The organism is Lysinibacillus sp. FSL L8-0126 (genome assembly GCF_038630385.1).
Lineage (GTDB): Bacteria > Bacillota > Bacilli > Bacillales_A > Planococcaceae > Lysinibacillus > Lysinibacillus fusiformis_D.
This window is the reverse complement of sequence record NZ_CP152028.1, coordinates 4,608,536-4,625,117: the sequence shown is the minus strand read 5'-3', so window position 1 is coordinate 4,625,117 and position 16,582 is coordinate 4,608,536. Positions and strand designations below refer to the sequence as shown.

Here is a 16,582-nt window from a genome sequence, read left to right as displayed (position 1 = left end):
CGAGGTGGTTCATTCGTGGACAATCCAATCAATTTATCCTTTGAGGAAAAGTGGGAAAAAATCATAGCATGTGATCAAACCTATGATGGGCTATTTTATACGGCAGTTAAAACCACTAAAATATATTGCCGTCCTTCCTGTAAATCAAGAAAACCGAAAAAGGTGAATGTTGAATTTTATGAAGATATTCAAGAAGTAGAAGCAGCCGGGTATCGTGCATGTAAACGTTGTCAGCCTGAAATAGAACATTCACCACATACCCAATTGATTAAAAATATTACAGCATTTATCATCAACGAGTATAAACAAAAGCTGACATTACAGGATATGGCGGCGCATGTCGGCATCAGTCCATTTCATCTTGAACGATTATTTAAACAAGAAACAGAAGAGACTCCCAGAACATATTTAGAAAAAATAAGAATTGATAAAGCTGCCCACTTATTAAAGCATACAGATGCTACAAATTTAGAAATTTGCTATGAAGTAGGATTTCAAAGTCCATCCAATTTTTATAAAGTTTTTCGACGGTTGAAAAATTGTTCACCTACACAATATCGACACCTTTCATAAGAAAGGAGGCCTATTATGAATTGGATAAATGCCGATTGTTATGTAGTCATCGAACCACCAAAAGAATTCAATTATATGGAATGTTTGCTGTTCTTAAAGCGCTCCAATCAAGAAAATTTGCATCATATAAAAAAGGACACACTCTTCAAATTACTAAAGATAAATGAACGGCTTATTTTATGTACCGTTACCGAGCAAGACAATAAAATAAAAGTATCCTTTCTGATGAATCAGCCAGCTGTCCATGAACGAGCAATCATCGTACAATATATAACAGAGTGGTTTGATTTAAACAGGAACTTGCAGGACTATTACCAGATGGTTGAACAGGATCCCATCTTATGTTCACTTACGAAAAAATATAGTGGATTACGTTTAATCGGAATTCCTGATTTATTTGAAGCACTGGTGTGGGCTATTATTGGACAACAAATCAATTTAACATTCGCTTATACGTTAAAAAAACGATTTGTAGAACATTTTGGAGAGCATGTTCACTTTAAGGGACAAAGCTACTGGCTCTTTCCGACACCAGAAAAAATAGCAGCCATTCAGGTAGAGGACTTGAGAAGCCTTCAATTTACATTGAGGAAATCAGAGTACATTATTGATATTGCGAAAAGTATAGCAAATGGCCAATTGACAAAAGACTTATTGCGTCAAAAAGACGGCTACGAGGGCATGAAAAAAAGTTTAATGGCTATTCGAGGCATTGGTGCATGGACAGCCGCCTATGTGTTGATGAAATGTTTACAAGAGCCATCTGCTTTCCCCATTGCGGATGTTGGATTGCATAATGCAATAAAAACACAATTAGCATTAGAGCGAAAACCAACGCTTGAGGAAATTCATCACTATGCGAAACATTGGCAAGGCTGGCAAGCTTATGCCACCTTTTATTTATGGAGGTCACTATATGAAACGGTATAAATTAGATTACAAATCGCCCATTGGAATTATTGAAATCGAAGGTAGTGAAACAGCTATTGATGGGATTAATTTTGCAGAGCGAGGGGAGATTGTCAATATCCCTCAACAAGATACTCCTCAAGTGCTACTAACATGTGCTAAGCAATTGCATGAGTATTTTATTGGTGAACGTCATGCGTTTTCATTTCCCTACACCTTTAAAGGTACTGATTTTCAGCAAGCAGTTTGGCATGCCTTACCTAGTATAGGCTATGGTGAAACAGCTTCTTATAAAGATATTGCAATGGCCATTAATAATGAAAAAGCTGTAAGAGCTGTCGGTAGCGCCAATGGCAAAAATAATATAAGCATTGTTGTTCCTTGCCATCGAATTATTGGCTCTAATGGAACGTTGACAGGGTATGGTGGCGGGATGTGGCGCAAAGAATGGCTACTTCAGCATGAGCAAACCTATAAAAATCCATCCAAGTAATGTTCGTTCATCGTCGTACCTTTCTTTGTGATAATAGCATCACTGCAATTCCATGCTGTATAAAAAAGTAGTTATTGCAAAAAATAAGACCGTCAAAATGGCGGTTTTAATGACTAGTCTTTGTCATTTTATCGCTTCTTATGACATCTCCCTGCTGAAAATTCAGCTTGGAGTAAAGACGATAAAGGAGGTGTACGCATGAGCGTGCTTTATAGAATTGCCTTAGTATTAGTCATTATAGGTGCAATCAACTGGGGACTCATTGGATTCTTTAGATTTGATTTAGTTGCTTATTTGTTTGGTGGACAAACTGCGGTCTTATCTCGATGGATATATGCCCTTGTTGGACTTGCGGGTCTAATCACCATACCAATTCTTGTGAAGCGATTTGAAGACGAGGATGATGTAGATACATTCACTCGTATGGACAGAAATCCTAGCTATGGCATGGAGGCTGGGGAGGAAGCGGATTTCACTGAAGTAACAAAGACAGAAGTGAAAAAAGTGGAGAAAAAAGAGAACGACTAATCAATCTGCAAAAACTGGTGACCAATTTGGTTCGTCAGTTTTTTTATATAGAGCAAAAACATTCGCATGGCTCCTTTAAGAAGCAACACGAATGTTTATTTTAGTGATTAGTCTTGATTACTCGGAAAAGCAAAGGATGAGGTTACATCATTTCCTTGTTCCACCCATCTTTCTGATATGGTTTTCGTTTTTGTGAAGAAACGTACTTGGTCAGGGCCAAACATATGCCCTTCACCGAATCTTGAACGTTTCCAGCCACCGAAATTGTGATAGCCTACTGGAATAGGAATGGGCACGTTGACACCTACCATTCCAACTTCAATTTCAGTGGTAAATTTCCGAGCAGCCGCACCATTGTTTGTAAAGATTGTCACACCATTCCCTAATTCATGGGCATTAATAAGAGCAATTGCCTCATCCAATGTAGCTACTCGAACAATATTCCGTGCAGGTCCAAATACTTCTTGCTCATAAATTTCCATCCCAGGCTTTACGTGATCGAGTAGGGTAGGACCCAAGTAGAAACCATTCGATTGCTTGGCGATATTAGGATTTCTTCCATCACAGACAATTGTAGCACCTTCTTCCACGCTACGATCGATAAAACCAATAATGGCATCCTTGGACTGCTGTGTAATAACTGGTCCAAAATCGACTTCGGAGTCTGTATACGGACCCACTTTTAATTTGGCAATTTTATCAGCAAGAATACTGACTAATTTATTGGCTGTATCCTCACCTACAGGAATAATAGTTGAAATCGCCATACAACGCTGAGAGGCAGCTCCAAAGGCAGCACCTAGAAAGGCATTGGCAACGTGCTCTAAGTCAGCATCTGGCATAACCACCATATTATTTTTACCACCACCTAACGCTGTCACACGTTTCCCATGTTTAGAGGCTGTGGCATAAATAACTTCTGCGACGGGTGTAGAGCCGACAAAGGAAATTGCTTCAATGGCTGGGTTGCATAACAGCTCATTGACAGCCTCTTTATCGCCATTAATGACAGTCCAGACACCATCTGGTAAACCAGCTTCTTTCCATAGCTCTGATAAAAATAGAGCGGAGCAAGGAACACGCTCTGATGGCTTTAAAATCACACAATTTCCTACGGCTATCGCCATGCTTGTAATGGCTAGTGGAACCATGGCAGGGAAATTAAATGGCGAGATAGCCGCCACTACGCCTAATGGTACTTTCATCGAATAGGCATTGATATGACCACCTACATTAACGGAATATTCACCTTTTAGTAGATGTGGGGCATTAATAGCTAAATCTACTGACTCTAAACCTCGTGTAATTTCGCCTTTTGCATCCTCCATTGTTTTGCCACTTTCAGTACAGATCATATCGATTAACTCATCCATATTTTCTGTTAATAGTTGGCGAAACTTTAGGACGATTTCTGCTCGTTTCCCAATAGATAAAGCACGCCAAGCTGGGAAGGCAGCTTTGGCAGCAGTAATCGCTTCCTGCACCTCCGCTGTTGTTGCTAAAGGAACACGAGCGATGACAGTGCCAGTACTTGGGTTGTGAACATCTGATAACTGGCCACTTTTCCCTAAAATCGTTTGTCCATTGATAAAATGACCTAGCTCTTTTATGTCGGTATTCGTTACCATCTAGCTATTCCTCCTACAGTTTAATAGATTGTAATGCCTGCACAAATTTTTCAATAATAAAATCTTTCTCATCTGAGGAGATAATCAGTGGCGGAGATAATGTCAATACATTATTGAAACCTGCAACGGTTACACCATTTTTCCCAATGATTAATCCGAGTTCCTTACATTGCGCAATCACTTTGTTTACAAGCGTAACATCGAGTGGTGTTTTGCTGTCTTTATCTTGAACAAGCTCAACGCCAATCAATAAGCCTTTCCCACGAATATCCCCAACATATGGATGTTCCTTTAATTGCTCCTGTAAGGTAGCCAGAAGTGTTGCTCCTAGCGAAGCGGACTGGGCAAATAAATCTTCCCGCTCCATTATTTCAATATTTTTTAGTGCTACGGCACATGCCGCTGGTGATCCACCGAATGTGTTGACATGGCGGAAAAAGTCATATTCCTCACTCCCTGCAAAAGCCTCATAAATTTCACGGCGAACAGCTGTAGCTGACACAGGCATATAAGCACTTGTTAAGCCTTTCGCCATTGTCACAATATCAGGCTGGATGCCGTAATTTTGAAATCCAAAAGCTTTGCCAGTACGTCCAAAACCACAAATTACTTCATCGACAATAAGCAATGCACCATGCTTTTCACAAATAGTTTTGACCCCTTGTAAGTAATGGTCATGGGGCATAAGCACGCCACCACCAGTGATGATCGGCTCCATAATGATAGCTGCAATGGAATCGGACATTTCCCATGTCATAATATGATCAATCGCTTGAACGGATGGTAATGCACAAGGGTCCTTACTTTTAATATGGTCTTCATTTGCACGATACGTGTCAGGCGGTGTGACATGAAGAAAACCAGGTGCCAGTGGCTCATATTTATATTTTCGCTGAGCTTGTCCAGTAGCTGCCAAAGCACCCATTGAGCTCCCATGATAGGCACGATAACGAGAGATAATTTTCGTTCGATTGGCATGACCTTTTTGTTGATGATATTGTCTAGCGATTTTGAAGGCAGCCTCATTTGCTTCAGAGCCACTATTGGAGAAAAAGACGACATAATCATCTTCTAAAAGCTCACTAATTTTTTCGCTTAATTTAATGGCAGGGATATGCCCTACAGATAATGGTGTATACGTATTTTCAAGCAATTGCTCATAGGCAACTTTGGCAATGTCCTCTCGTCCATAGCCAACATTCACACACCATAAACCAGCCATAGCATCTAAATAGCGTTTTCCTTCAATGTCGGTAATCCATGCTCCTTTAGACGATTGGACAATCATCGTTGCATTCGGATTGTATGGCTTCATAGAGTGCCAAACAAATTGTTCATCTTTCACTTGCCAATTTGGGCTTGTTACATTAGTCACGAAGCTTCACTCCCTCTGTATAGGTGGTTGAATAGCATGCATATGTTTGTATCAGATGTGGACAACGAAAATGCACAGTTGACCCCATTTGTACTTTATATGTATGCCTTAAGTGTTTTAGAAGGGGTATTTATCTTGATTGAACTGAAGATTTCCTCCTACTCTGAGGGAGATGAGTGTTTGCAGTGGGTGTCCAATCAATCGCTGAAAGAAAAGAACACCGTCAAAAAACACCACGTTCTGTGGCAATGACGGTGTGACCAATATCATGTTGCCTCACAATCTCTGGAGGATGTCGCAGATTTTGTAGCCGAGTTTTTTTGAAAAAATAGCAGAGGTAAAAAGATTGAAAAATCAGATAATTAAGTAATCTACTGATGTGTTAAAACATCCTCAATTAAAAAAGCAATATACAGGTTAGTTTTCGTAAAGGGATTACTTAAGTCCATGTCCAATAGCATTTCGATTTTCTTTATTTTATAAAGAACCGTATTACGATGAATAAATTGACGTTCACTAATCCTACTTGTACTGCCATTTTCCTCAACAAATATGCGTAAAAAAGGAACGTAATCTGTGTTGTGCAATTCATCATAGCGATAAAGCTGTCCTAAAATATCCTGACTGAAAGACTTCATCAAGGGCTGATTTTGCACAGCCATAAGTATTTTATAAGCACCAATTTCTTGATATTTGTATAAGTAACGGTTGTTATGAAGCTGTGCTAAATGAATGACAGTTAATGACTCATCATAGCTTTTACGAGCATTTTCTAGCTCTTTATAATAGTTCCCTTTTCCGATAATAATATCTAAGAAACCGTTTTTTAAGGTGATTTTTTCATAGATTTCTTCCACGACTTTTGAGAAGGGTACATTCGGTGTTATGATTTGAGCTTTATCAATTAGAAAAATGAGGTGATTTTTATGCTTTAATTTTAAGAAGCGTTGATAGCGATTTTGAAAAGCGAATTGCATCATCACCTCATAACGGTCAATAGAAGCTTGAGTGCCAATGGTTGTGCAAGTAATGATCGCTAATTCTCTCCCGTGGGGAAATCCTAGCTGTGCTAGTTGATCTTTCATCGTGTTAGCGTTTTGTTTGTAGTGAAATAGTAGATTGAAAAGTACCTTTTCTTCGATGGAGAGCTCTTGATGATGGTTGGCAATAAATTGAAAAGTAGTTTTTAATAGATCGGCAATACGATAATTCCATGGCATTTGAAAAATAGGGAAATCATGTTGATTAGCGAAAGAGATGACGGCTTCTGGAATATCAGGAATGAAAGGCCCTGTATTAATGATAAAGCCAGCTACTTTTTTGGTGTAGGCTTGTTTGACAAGCTGTTCTAAGGAAGCTGCTTGTGCATCTAAATGAATGCCTGTTGTGACGACTAATTCATTAGGTCTACAAAACATGATTAAATCACTGCTCTCCACAACGTTAATACCAGTAACTCTGCGATACGTACCACTATGTCCAGCGACTAATGTGAGCATTGGGAATTGAACACCCTCTACAATTTTACGAATCGTCCCCATATTTCCCCCCCTTAATTATGAACATAACTTACCATATATGATGTGCAGTTGCACATATTTTTTTAGTTTACTATCCATATCTCACAAGTTTTATTTATTTTAGAATGTTTAATAACTACTGTGAAAGAGAGGACTTGCATATGTATAAATGTAATAGTAGACGATTGCAAGAGTTAATTGAACAATTTAGTCAATTTGGAGCCACTGACAATGGTGGTGTCACACGTTTGTCTCTTTCGGATGAGGACGTTTTAGCAAGAAACTATTTTTGTAAGTGTTGTGAGGCGTTAGGTATGAACATTCAGGTAGATGATATGGGGAATATTTATGCCACGCTTCCTGGGAAAAAGAATGTGCCGCCCATCGTTATGGGTTCCCATCTAGATTCTGTTGAAAAAGGTGGGAGATTTGATGGCGTGTTAGGCATACTGACAGCTATCGAGGCCATTCGAACAATAAAGGAAAATGACATTGATGTGGATATTCCACTTATGATTGTCAATTTCACGAACGAAGAGGGGGCACGTTTTGATCCAGCCATGATGAGTTCAGGGGTCATCACCTCGAAGTTTGATAAAGAAAAAATGCTGCAATCCACAGATAAAAATGGCATTCGCTTTCAAGAAGCATTACAAGCAAGTGGCTATGAAGGAGAGCAGATCAATCGTCTAAAAGAAGCACTGGCTTATATTGAATTGCATATTGAGCAAGGGCCAGTATTAGAGACAAAACAACGTGAGATTGGTGTTGTTGAAGGTGTACTAGGCATGGTCTGCTACGAAATCACCATTACGGGGCAATCGAATCACGCAGGGACAACGCCAATGTCAATGCGCAAAGATCCGATGATTGTTGCATCGACGATCATGACAGAGCTCCATGAGCAATTAGGCAAGGTGGATGAACAGCTTGTGTTTACCTTTGGTCGTATGCATGTTTCTCCAAATATTCATACAGTCATCCCGAATAAGGTGACATTTACCATTGATTCCCGTCACCAAAAGCCAGAGGTCATGCAACTGGTTGAGGATATTCTCCATGCACTTCCAGAGACAGCAGGCGGATGCCATATTCAGCCTGTCAAGCTATGGGGAAGAGATACCGTGCATTTCGATAGCGCCATTTGCAATGAAGTAGAAAGAGCATGTCAAAGCTTTGGTTACTCAGCTCATCGTATGTTTAGCGGCGCTGGTCATGATGCACAGTATATGGCAAGTATGGTTCCTTCCGCGATGATTTTTGTCCCAAGTATCGAAGGCAAGAGTCATTGTGAAGAAGAGGAAACAACCTTTGAGGATTGTGCAAAGGGAGCAGATATTCTACTAGAAACGGTGTTAACGCTACAAACAAAGTTTAGTCTGGGCGAGACATATACACTGCATTAAACATCAAGGATTCTCTAATTTTGTGATGAAGGGTGAGGGGCACAATGAAAAAAATCATTAAAGGTGGACGAGTTGCAACTGCTGCTGACGTATTTGAGGCAGATATTTTAATTGATAACGGTAAAATTGTTCAGATTGGACAAAATTTAACGGATGCTAATGCTGAAATAATTGATGCAACAGGTAAGTACGTATTACCTGGTGGCATTGATCCCCATACGCATTTAGATATGCCATTCAATAATACGGTGACAGATGATGATTGGAAATCAGGTACAATTGCAGCGGCCTATGGTGGGACAACTACTATTTTAGATTTCTGTTTAACAGCTGGGGAAGAAAAATTGTCTACAGCGGTGGAGAAATGGCATGACAAGGCTAAAGGAAAGTCAGCTATTGATTATGGTTTCCACCTAATGATTGGCGACTTAACACCTGAAACGGAAGCTGAATTACCTAAGCTACTGGAGCAAGAGGGCATTACCTCTGTAAAAGTCTTTATGGCGTATGCAAAAGAATTCCAAGCAACAGATCGTACTTTATTTAAAGCCTTTAAAATCGCTAAAGATCTTGGTGCTGTGGTGATGGTACATTGTGAGAATGGCTCTGTTATTGATGAGCTGGTAGAAGAAGCTCGACGTGCTGGTCATAAGGAACCCATTTATCATGCACTGACTCGTCCAGCCGAATTAGAGGGAGAGGCAACAAAGCGTGCCATCGAATTAGCCCATATTGCTGGAGCAAAGCTCTATGTGGTGCATGTGACATGTAAAGAAGCAGTGGATGAAATTATTGCTGCTCGTGAAAAAGGCTATGACGTCTATGGTGAAACTTGTCCGCCATATTTAACACTCGATCAATCAGCCTTAGCACAGCCAGGCTTTGAGGGAGCCAAATATGTATGGTCGCCACCACTTCGTCCGAAGTATCATCAAGAGCATTTATGGCATGCATTAAAGGCGAAACAGCTTCAGACCATTGGCTCAGATCAATGCTCCTTTAGCTTTAAGGGCAAAAAGCAGCTAGGCTTAAATGATTTCTCGAAAATTCCAAATGGCGGGCCATTCATTGAAGATCGATTCAGTATTTTATATTCGGAGGGTGTAGCAAAGGGGAGAATTTCAATCCATGAATTTGTGGATATGATTTCTACTAGTGCGGCAAAAATATTTGGCTTATTCCCGCAAAAAGGAACGATTGCGATTGGTTCTGATGCGGATATCGTTATTTTTGACCCAGAGGCAAAACGCCAAATTTCGGCTAAAACGCATCATATGAATGTTGACTATAACCCATATGAAGGCTGGGAAGTGACAGGGGAGCCTGTTAGTGTCCTAGTCCGAGGGGAATATGTCATTAAAAATAAAGAATTTGTAGGCATACTTGGCAGTGGACAATACATTAAACGTCCATTAAGAACAGTAGTTGCGGAAGCGTTAAATATTTAGCTTCCTTCAGTAGACGACCGATTGTTTTGAGTGGAGAACAAAACAATCGGTTTAGTAATTGATTCACGGAAAAAATGCTCACATGAGGGGGATGTGGAAATGGTTCCGATTCAAGAAAACGCGATGACCATACAGCTTAGACGTAATTTCATGGAATTAAAAGGAAAGATGACAAAGAATGAGGCTATTGAGGAAGCCAATCGTTGTCTATATTGCTATGACGCTCCATGTATTAAAGCCTGTCCAACAAGTATTCAAATCCCGAATTTCATAAAAAAAATTGCATCTGGTAATATGAAGGGTTCTGCTACGACTATATTAGAAGCAAATCCTATTGGTGCAAGCTGTGCGAGGGTTTGTCCAACAGAAGAACTATGTGAAGGGGCGTGTGTCTTAAATTCTTCAACAAAGCCAATTAAAATTGGTGAGTTACAGCGTTATGCAACGGATTGGGCAATGGAAACAAATGCCCAGCTATTCCAACCAGGCCAGCATAATGGACAGAAAGTAGCCATTATTGGAGCAGGCCCTGCTGGTTTATCGGCAGCACGTGAACTCAGCCGCTTAGGCTATCATGTAACGATTTATGAGGCGGAGGCAAAGGCTGGAGGTTTAGGTAGCTATGGCATTGTAGCGTTCCGTTTACCAAATGAAGTTGTAGATTGGGAAGTGGACCAAATTGAACAGCTCGGTGTGGACATTCAAACCAATACAGCTGTAGGTGTGGATATTACAGCAGCTGAAATTTTGGCGCAATATGACAGTGTGATATTAGCTGTCGGTATGGGGGCTGTGCCGAATCTGGGCATTAAAGGTGAAGACCTAGAAGGTGTACATGATGCCATTGACTTTGTGCGAAAAACAAAAATGGGACCGCTTACAAATGATATTGTAGGAAAACGAGTAGCTGTGATTGGAGCAGGAAATACAGCCATTGATGGTGCTACAAGTGCAGTGCGCTTAGGTGCTGACAATGTGCAAATTCTGTACAGAAGAACGCAAAAAGAAATGACAGCGTACAAATTTGAATATGAATTTGCTAAGCAGGATGGCGTGGAATTTAAATGGCTAACTGCACCGAAGAAAATTATTGGCAATAAAACGGGCAAGGTGACAGGCATTGAATGTGTGAAAATGAAGCTTGGTGAGGCTGGTGCTGATGGGAGACAACGACCAGAAGAAGTTGAAGGCTCCAATTTTATCATCGAAGTGGATGCGGTGATTAAAGCCATTGGACAAACGCGTTTTGTATCGTTAATTGAAGCCTTTGGTTTAGCCCATACAAATGGGGTTGTCGATATTGATGAAACGACAATGCAAACGTCTCATGACAAAGTATTTGCTTGTGGAGATGTTGTCTTTGGTAATGGACAGGGGGAAGCGATGGTGGTGACCGCTGTACAACAAGGAAAAGATGCAGCATACAAGATTCATGAACGTTTAAGAAAACCAAGTGAGATTGCATAAAGTGAACCTTCAATCCGTGGAGGTTTTTCATCCTCCACGGATTGTTAGTTTCACCAATCGGGTTTTTACAGGCTGTTGATCCTTCATTTGAATACTTTAGCATTACTTTACATTGAGAAGTAGTGGACTTACAGCCTGTTAATACGGGATAAAGTGAAACTAGCAATCGGGTTTTTACAGGCTGTTGATCCTTCATTTGAATACTTTAGCGTTACTTTACATTGAGAAGTAGTGGACTTACAGCCTATACCTGATGCTATGCTTTCGGTACAAAATAGCTTGTTAATAAGGGATAGAGGGGGAACTTATATGGCTGACTTACGCATTAATTTAGCGGGTATCAAATCACCTAATCCATTTTGGCTAGCATCCGCACCACCAACGAATTCAGGTTATCAAGTACAGCGTGCATTTGAAGCAGGCTGGGGTGGTGCTGTTTGGAAAACATTGGGGGAACCAATTTTAAATGTGTCCTCTCGTTTTGCAGCAGTTAGTTTTAATGGTCAACGTGTCGCAGGCTTCAACAATATTGAGTTAATTACAGATCGACCATTAGAAGTAAATTTACAAGAAATATATGAGACGAAAAAGAGATTTCCGAATCATGCGATTATTGCCTCGTTAATGGTAGAGCCAAAGCAGGAAAAGTGGCATGAAATTGTGAAACGCGTAGAAGATGTGGGGGTTGATGGTCTTGAGCTTAACTTTGGTTGTCCACATGGGATGGCAGAACGAGGCATGGGTTCTGCCTCTGGTCAAGTCCCTGAGTTGGTGGAAAAACAAACGTACTGGGTAAAGGAAGCAGCGCGTACACCTGTTATTGTGAAGCTAACACCAAACATTACAGATATTACTGTAACGGCGGAGGCAGCGACAAGAGGTGGAGCAGATGCAGTTAGTATGATTAATACGATTAATAGTTTAGCAGGTGTCGATTTAGATTCGTGGAATACAGTGCCTAATGTAGCTGGCAAAGGGGCACATGGTGGCTATTGTGGTCCAGCAGTTAAACCGATTGCCCTCAATATGGTTGCAGAATGTGCCCGTAATCCATTAGTCAATGTACCGATTTCGGGCATTGGTGGTATCTCGAACTGGCAAGATGCAGCAGAGTTTATTTTAATGGGTGCCACAGGCGTCCAAGTATGTACAGCAGCGATGCATCATGGCTTTAGTATTGTGGAGGATATGATTGATGGACTGAATAATTATTTAGATGATAAAGGCCTAGCTTCGGTCATGGATTTAGTAGGTCGTTCTGTGCAAAGATATTCAAGCTGGGGTGATTTGGATTTAAATTATAAAATTGTTGCAGAAATTAATAATGATGTTTGTATCAATTGTAATAAGTGCCATATTGCGTGCGAGGATACTTCCCATCAATGTATTGATCTCTATACAGAGGGTGATCGTCCAATGCTAAAGGTTCGTGAGGAAGACTGTGTCGGCTGTAATCTATGCTCCATTGTTTGTCCTGTCGACGGTGCCATTACAATGGTAGAACGTCCATCAACGATTCCGCCAATGACATGGAATGAACGTCAAGCCCTTCTGAGCAGTCTGTCAAAATAATGGCCTCTTTAGCTCAATACTGAATATAAGATAAAAGATGATTAAAATCGAAATTCCACCTTCCTTCAGCATTTGGTGGAGGAAGGCATAACTTCAAGTAGGTTGTCACGGAAATTAGAGAAAAAGGAGAGAAGTAGGATGGAACGTGAAGGGAATTATTTGAAATCCCCAGATTTACTTCCAGTGACACATCAACAAAGAAATATTGGAACATTTGGTTTTGCAGTGATTTGGATTGGCATGGCGATTGTTCTAGCGGCTTTTGCCATTGGTGGCTCAGCCATTATGAACTTATCACTACCAATGGTTATTGTAGCAACATTGGTAGGCTCTTGTTTAATCGGTGTCTTTATGACGTTAATTGGTGATATAGGAATTGAGCATGGGCTATCATTCCCAGTCTATATGCGTGCACCTTTTGGCACATTCGGTACACATATACCTTCCCTTGTACGTGGTGTCACAGCTGCTTGTTGGTTTGGTCTTAATACGTATTTCGGTGCTTTAGCGATAAATGGTATTTTAAATTTAATGTTTGGCTTTAATAATTGGTTTATCTGTTTCCTTGTATTTGCTGCTCTTCAACTTTTTAATACATCCCTAGGGATTAAATCCATTGAGCGCTTTGCTGATTTAGCAGCACCTGTCATTATTTTAATTTCTTGTTGGATGTACTACACATTAGCAGATAGTGCAACGTCACAAGGAAAAAATATTTGGACGTGGGTGGAAACCCCAACAACAGGCATTGCTGCTTTTACCGCTTTTATGGTAGTCGTGATGGCAAATATGGGCTTTTGGGCAACACTCGCAGCCGATATGCCTTCCCTATCTCGTTTCTTTAAGGCACCTAAAAATGAGCGAAATTGGTTTAAACGTAATAAAACACAGCTTGTTGGCTCATTAATTGTTATGCCAATTACCAATACATTCATTGTCGCAATTGGAGCAGTTTGTTATATGGCTGTTGCATCGGCTGATCCGATCAACGCCCTACAACAAAGTGCAAGCGGCTTTATTTTAGGTATTTTATTGTTGATGATTGTGTTAGCGCAATGGTCGACTAATACCTCTGCCAATGTTGTGCCAGCTGCGACGATTTTCTCTAATATTGGCGGTCCTAAAGTACCGTTTTGGGTAGGGGTTGTCATTGCAGGAATTATTGGTATTATTGCACAGCCTTGGAGCCTATTTGATGTGATGGTCAATGTCCTATTAATAATTGGCGGTATTTTAACGGCCATTGTAGGTATTTTATTTGCTGATTATTACCTAATTCGTAAACGCCGTGTTCATGTTAAAGAGCTTTATGAGTTAGATGGGCAATTTAAATATTATAAGGGCTTTAATATGGCCGGGTTAATTGCCTGGGTCATTGGGGGAGCGGTCGCGAATATTTTTGCAACTTATTCCTCTTTAGTAGGATTTGTTGTTGGAGCGGCTGTATATTATGTATTAGCGAAGTATTGGTGGTTTAAAAAGTATCCACAGGCGGAGCTAGAAGACCCGAGTGATGCCAAATATTTAGGCATTACAGTCGGGCATAATTTGGATGAACTATTTGGGCAACCAGCATCTGCTCCAACGTCGGCCCTAGAGGAGGAAGAACTTGTGGAGCAACCAGATCCTCTGTTAGAAATGAAGGGCGCCGAGTAAGATAGACTACATCAAGACATTTTCAAAAGAAGGTGAGGTGATGACATGTCTGAATTCCAACAAAGCACAGAGGAAATCCAAAAAGTAGATCATTATTTAGATAGTGGCTTTAAAATCAAATATGTCTACGAAAATTTAAGTGGGATGTTTGTAGAATTTGCTCGTCAGGAAGAAGTGACATTGTTGCAAATTCTGACAGCGGATGCACGTAAATACTTCTCTGCAAAATTACAAGAACAAACATTATTACAATAATGACCTACACTCTATTCCTTTCAATGAGATGGGAATAGAGTTTTTTGTATCTTTTGAAACGATGCGAGGGTTCCAAAGAGCTTCTAGCTATAGACAAGAAAAAAACCCTTTCGTACAATGAGGTCTGGTCAATCAACTTCGTACGAAAGGAAATCCAAATGGATTATAAAAGTTTAGCACACAACATGGAATTGTAAGTATTAAATCGTCTTTGCTCCCCAGTATAGAAGACAGATTATTTATGGGCAAATCAAAGCAGATATAGGTAAAGTTTTACGCCAGATGGTAAGCATAAGAAAGCTACTCCTGCTAGAAGCAGTAATACTAAAAGCTTATACATTTCATTACTTATTCTTTTGTTGCTTTAAACATATAGCCGCTATAAGATTTGTAGATAATCATCACAATACCCATTAGCATAAAATTTGATATTAGTGAACTTCCACCATAGCTTAAAAATGGCAGTGTCATACCAGTTACTGGTAGAAGCCCAATGGTCATACCAATATTTTGGGTAATTTGGAAGGCCAATAAGCTAGAAATTCCTGCACCCATCAGTGTCATAAATGGGTCTCTTGCTTGTACTGTAATAACAACAATACGGTAAATAACAAAAAATAAAAGTGCAATTATAAATGATCCTCCAATAAAGCCTAGCTCTTCGGCAATATTCGCAAAAATAAAATCAGTATGTTTCTCCACGACATAAACATTATTGTTCATGTATCCTTTCCCAGTAAACTCACCTGTACCAATTGCTAAAAACCCCTGCCTCGTTTGATAAGAAGAATCTGGATATTCATATGGCTGTAACCAACCATGAATTCGAGAAATTTGATGCCCTGATAATTTATTTAAAATTTTATCTGTAAAAAAATCGTGGGATTTTATATATAAAAGTACCACAACACTAATAATTGATAGAGGGACGGCTGTAAAGATGACAAGCAATTTTCTTTGTATACCTGAAAAGAAAATCATTGGTAAAATCATCGACATATAAAGCATGACCATGCCTGTATCAGGTTGCTTGTAAACGGCGAGCATCGGTGGAAGAGATATAATAGCAATTATGAAGAGAAGCCTCATATCCGTGAAAAAGGTAGGACGTTCGTATTTCTCTCGATGTGCGACGATAACCTTGCTGACAACGATTAAAAAGGCGAACTTTAAAAACTCTGACGGCTGAAATGATCCTAGCAAAGGAATTTGGTACCAGCGCTTCGCCTCGTTTATAGTTCTAGCTATACTTTCAGGTGCAATGAATAAGCTAAATGTTAATAACACCATTATCCAATAAAACGGCCAGCCAATTTTTTTAAGCTGTTCAATATCAAGTATGGCTATCCCATACATAGTTAAAAATCCGATTATGTAATAAATAAACTGCTTTATAATAAATGAGCTTGAATACTGTTCGAACACCGTACTACTGGAATGGACAAAGAGACAACTAATCATACCTAGTAGCATCAAGCTAATTACTAAACTTTTATCCAATTTATTGAAATGTAACATTCAAATATCTCCCCTTTGTTAGAAGCAACTATTAACGATAACGATTGGTAACTATGGAAGGTTGCGACATAACGGGGTAATAAATTTGACTTCAGATTATTTTGCTTAACTATTCATCCAATTTCCACAAAAATAGAACAAGTGATTTCTAGCTATATACTTTAATTATTGGTGATATATGGATAACTGGTTTTTTGATACATATGGGAAAGACAAGCTACTTGTACTATCGAA

General features: G+C 39.7%; 15 protein-coding genes and 1 pseudogene. 12 read left to right on the top strand and 4 right to left on the bottom strand.

Translation table 11 applies throughout. From position 1 onward, the window contains the following. The first annotated feature begins 15 nt into the window (after positions 1 to 15). From MHI34_RS22470 to MHI34_RS22455, 4 genes are all read left to right on the top strand, one after another. Complete coding sequence (locus MHI34_RS22470) at positions 16 to 573, top strand: bifunctional transcriptional activator/DNA repair enzyme AdaA (RefSeq protein ID WP_036125187.1); 558 nt, start codon at positions 16 to 18, stop codon at positions 571 to 573. Positions 574 to 588: 15 nt separating this feature from the next. Continuing rightward, a complete protein-coding gene (locus MHI34_RS22465) occupies positions 589 to 1,503 on the top strand; it encodes a DNA-3-methyladenine glycosylase 2 (RefSeq protein ID WP_342503997.1) in 915 nt (304 codons plus the stop codon). Further along, complete coding sequence (locus MHI34_RS22460; protein ID WP_089933272.1) at positions 1,490 to 1,975, top strand: methylated-DNA--[protein]-cysteine S-methyltransferase; 486 nt, start codon at positions 1,490 to 1,492, stop codon at positions 1,973 to 1,975. Before MHI34_RS22465 ends, MHI34_RS22460 begins: the two co-directional genes overlap by 14 nt. Before the next feature lie 198 nt (positions 1,976 to 2,173). Then, positions 2,174 to 2,503, top strand: coding sequence for a DUF378 domain-containing protein (locus MHI34_RS22455; RefSeq protein ID WP_036125191.1), 330 nt, complete (start codon positions 2,174 to 2,176; stop codon positions 2,501 to 2,503). Between the two features lie 107 nt (positions 2,504 to 2,610). Here MHI34_RS22455 and MHI34_RS22450 read toward each other — a convergent pair whose 3' ends face one another. Continuing rightward, entirely contained in the window at positions 2,611 to 4,131 is a 1,521-nt protein-coding gene (locus MHI34_RS22450) for a CoA-acylating methylmalonate-semialdehyde dehydrogenase (RefSeq protein WP_342503996.1), read from the bottom strand. Positions 4,132 to 4,144: 13 nt separating this feature from the next. Further along, the gene (locus tag MHI34_RS22445; RefSeq protein WP_342503995.1) at positions 4,145 to 5,506 is read right to left on the bottom strand and encodes an aspartate aminotransferase family protein; all 1,362 of its coding nucleotides are present in this window, start codon (positions 5,504 to 5,506) and stop codon (positions 4,145 to 4,147) included. Positions 5,507 to 5,542: 36 nt separating this feature from the next. Between MHI34_RS22445 and MHI34_RS22440 the strand changes: the two genes are divergently transcribed. Next, a complete protein-coding gene (locus MHI34_RS22440; protein WP_101966329.1) occupies positions 5,543 to 5,758 on the top strand; it encodes a hypothetical protein in 216 nt (71 codons plus the stop codon). Positions 5,759 to 5,877: 119 nt separating this feature from the next. Here MHI34_RS22440 and MHI34_RS22435 read toward each other — a convergent pair whose 3' ends face one another. Next, positions 5,878 to 7,047 (bottom strand): PucR family transcriptional regulator, encoded by a 1,170-nt coding sequence (locus MHI34_RS22435; protein ID WP_036118693.1) that lies wholly within the window; start codon positions 7,045 to 7,047, stop codon positions 5,878 to 5,880. Between the two features lie 140 nt (positions 7,048 to 7,187). On the opposite strand from MHI34_RS22435, the gene MHI34_RS22430 reads away from it, so the two are divergent. The 7 genes and pseudogenes from MHI34_RS22430 to MHI34_RS22400 form a co-directional block, all read left to right on the top strand. Continuing rightward, positions 7,188 to 8,432: a Zn-dependent hydrolase gene (locus tag MHI34_RS22430; RefSeq protein ID WP_342503994.1), complete on the top strand. Its 1,245-nt coding sequence runs from the start codon at positions 7,188 to 7,190 to the stop codon at positions 8,430 to 8,432. Positions 8,433 to 8,476: 44 nt separating this feature from the next. Then, a complete protein-coding gene (gene hydA, locus MHI34_RS22425; protein WP_058844631.1) occupies positions 8,477 to 9,880 on the top strand; it encodes a dihydropyrimidinase in 1,404 nt (467 codons plus the stop codon). 99 nt (positions 9,881 to 9,979) lie between these two features. Continuing rightward, positions 9,980 to 11,347 (top strand): NAD(P)-dependent oxidoreductase, encoded by a 1,368-nt coding sequence (locus tag MHI34_RS22420; RefSeq protein WP_058844630.1) that lies wholly within the window; start codon positions 9,980 to 9,982, stop codon positions 11,345 to 11,347. 309 nt (positions 11,348 to 11,656) lie between these two features. After that, a complete protein-coding gene (gene preA, locus MHI34_RS22415; protein ID WP_036118683.1) occupies positions 11,657 to 12,919 on the top strand; it encodes an NAD-dependent dihydropyrimidine dehydrogenase subunit PreA in 1,263 nt (420 codons plus the stop codon). A 138-nt stretch (positions 12,920 to 13,057) separates the two neighbouring features. Continuing rightward, a complete protein-coding gene (locus MHI34_RS22410) occupies positions 13,058 to 14,575 on the top strand; it encodes an NCS1 family transporter (RefSeq protein WP_036118680.1) in 1,518 nt (505 codons plus the stop codon). Positions 14,576 to 14,620: 45 nt separating this feature from the next. Continuing rightward, complete coding sequence (locus MHI34_RS22405) at positions 14,621 to 14,830, top strand: hypothetical protein (protein ID WP_016995612.1); 210 nt, start codon at positions 14,621 to 14,623, stop codon at positions 14,828 to 14,830. Positions 14,831 to 15,034: 204 nt separating this feature from the next. Next, a pseudogene (locus MHI34_RS22400) lies at positions 15,035 to 15,148 on the top strand (IS200/IS605 family transposase); the annotation flags it as partial. Between the two features lie 30 nt (positions 15,149 to 15,178). On the opposite strand, the gene MHI34_RS22395 reads toward MHI34_RS22400, so the two are convergent. Further along, positions 15,179 to 16,348, bottom strand: coding sequence for an FtsW/RodA/SpoVE family cell cycle protein (locus MHI34_RS22395; protein ID WP_271912815.1), 1,170 nt, complete (start codon positions 16,346 to 16,348; stop codon positions 15,179 to 15,181). Positions 16,349 to 16,582: the final 234 nt, after the last annotated feature.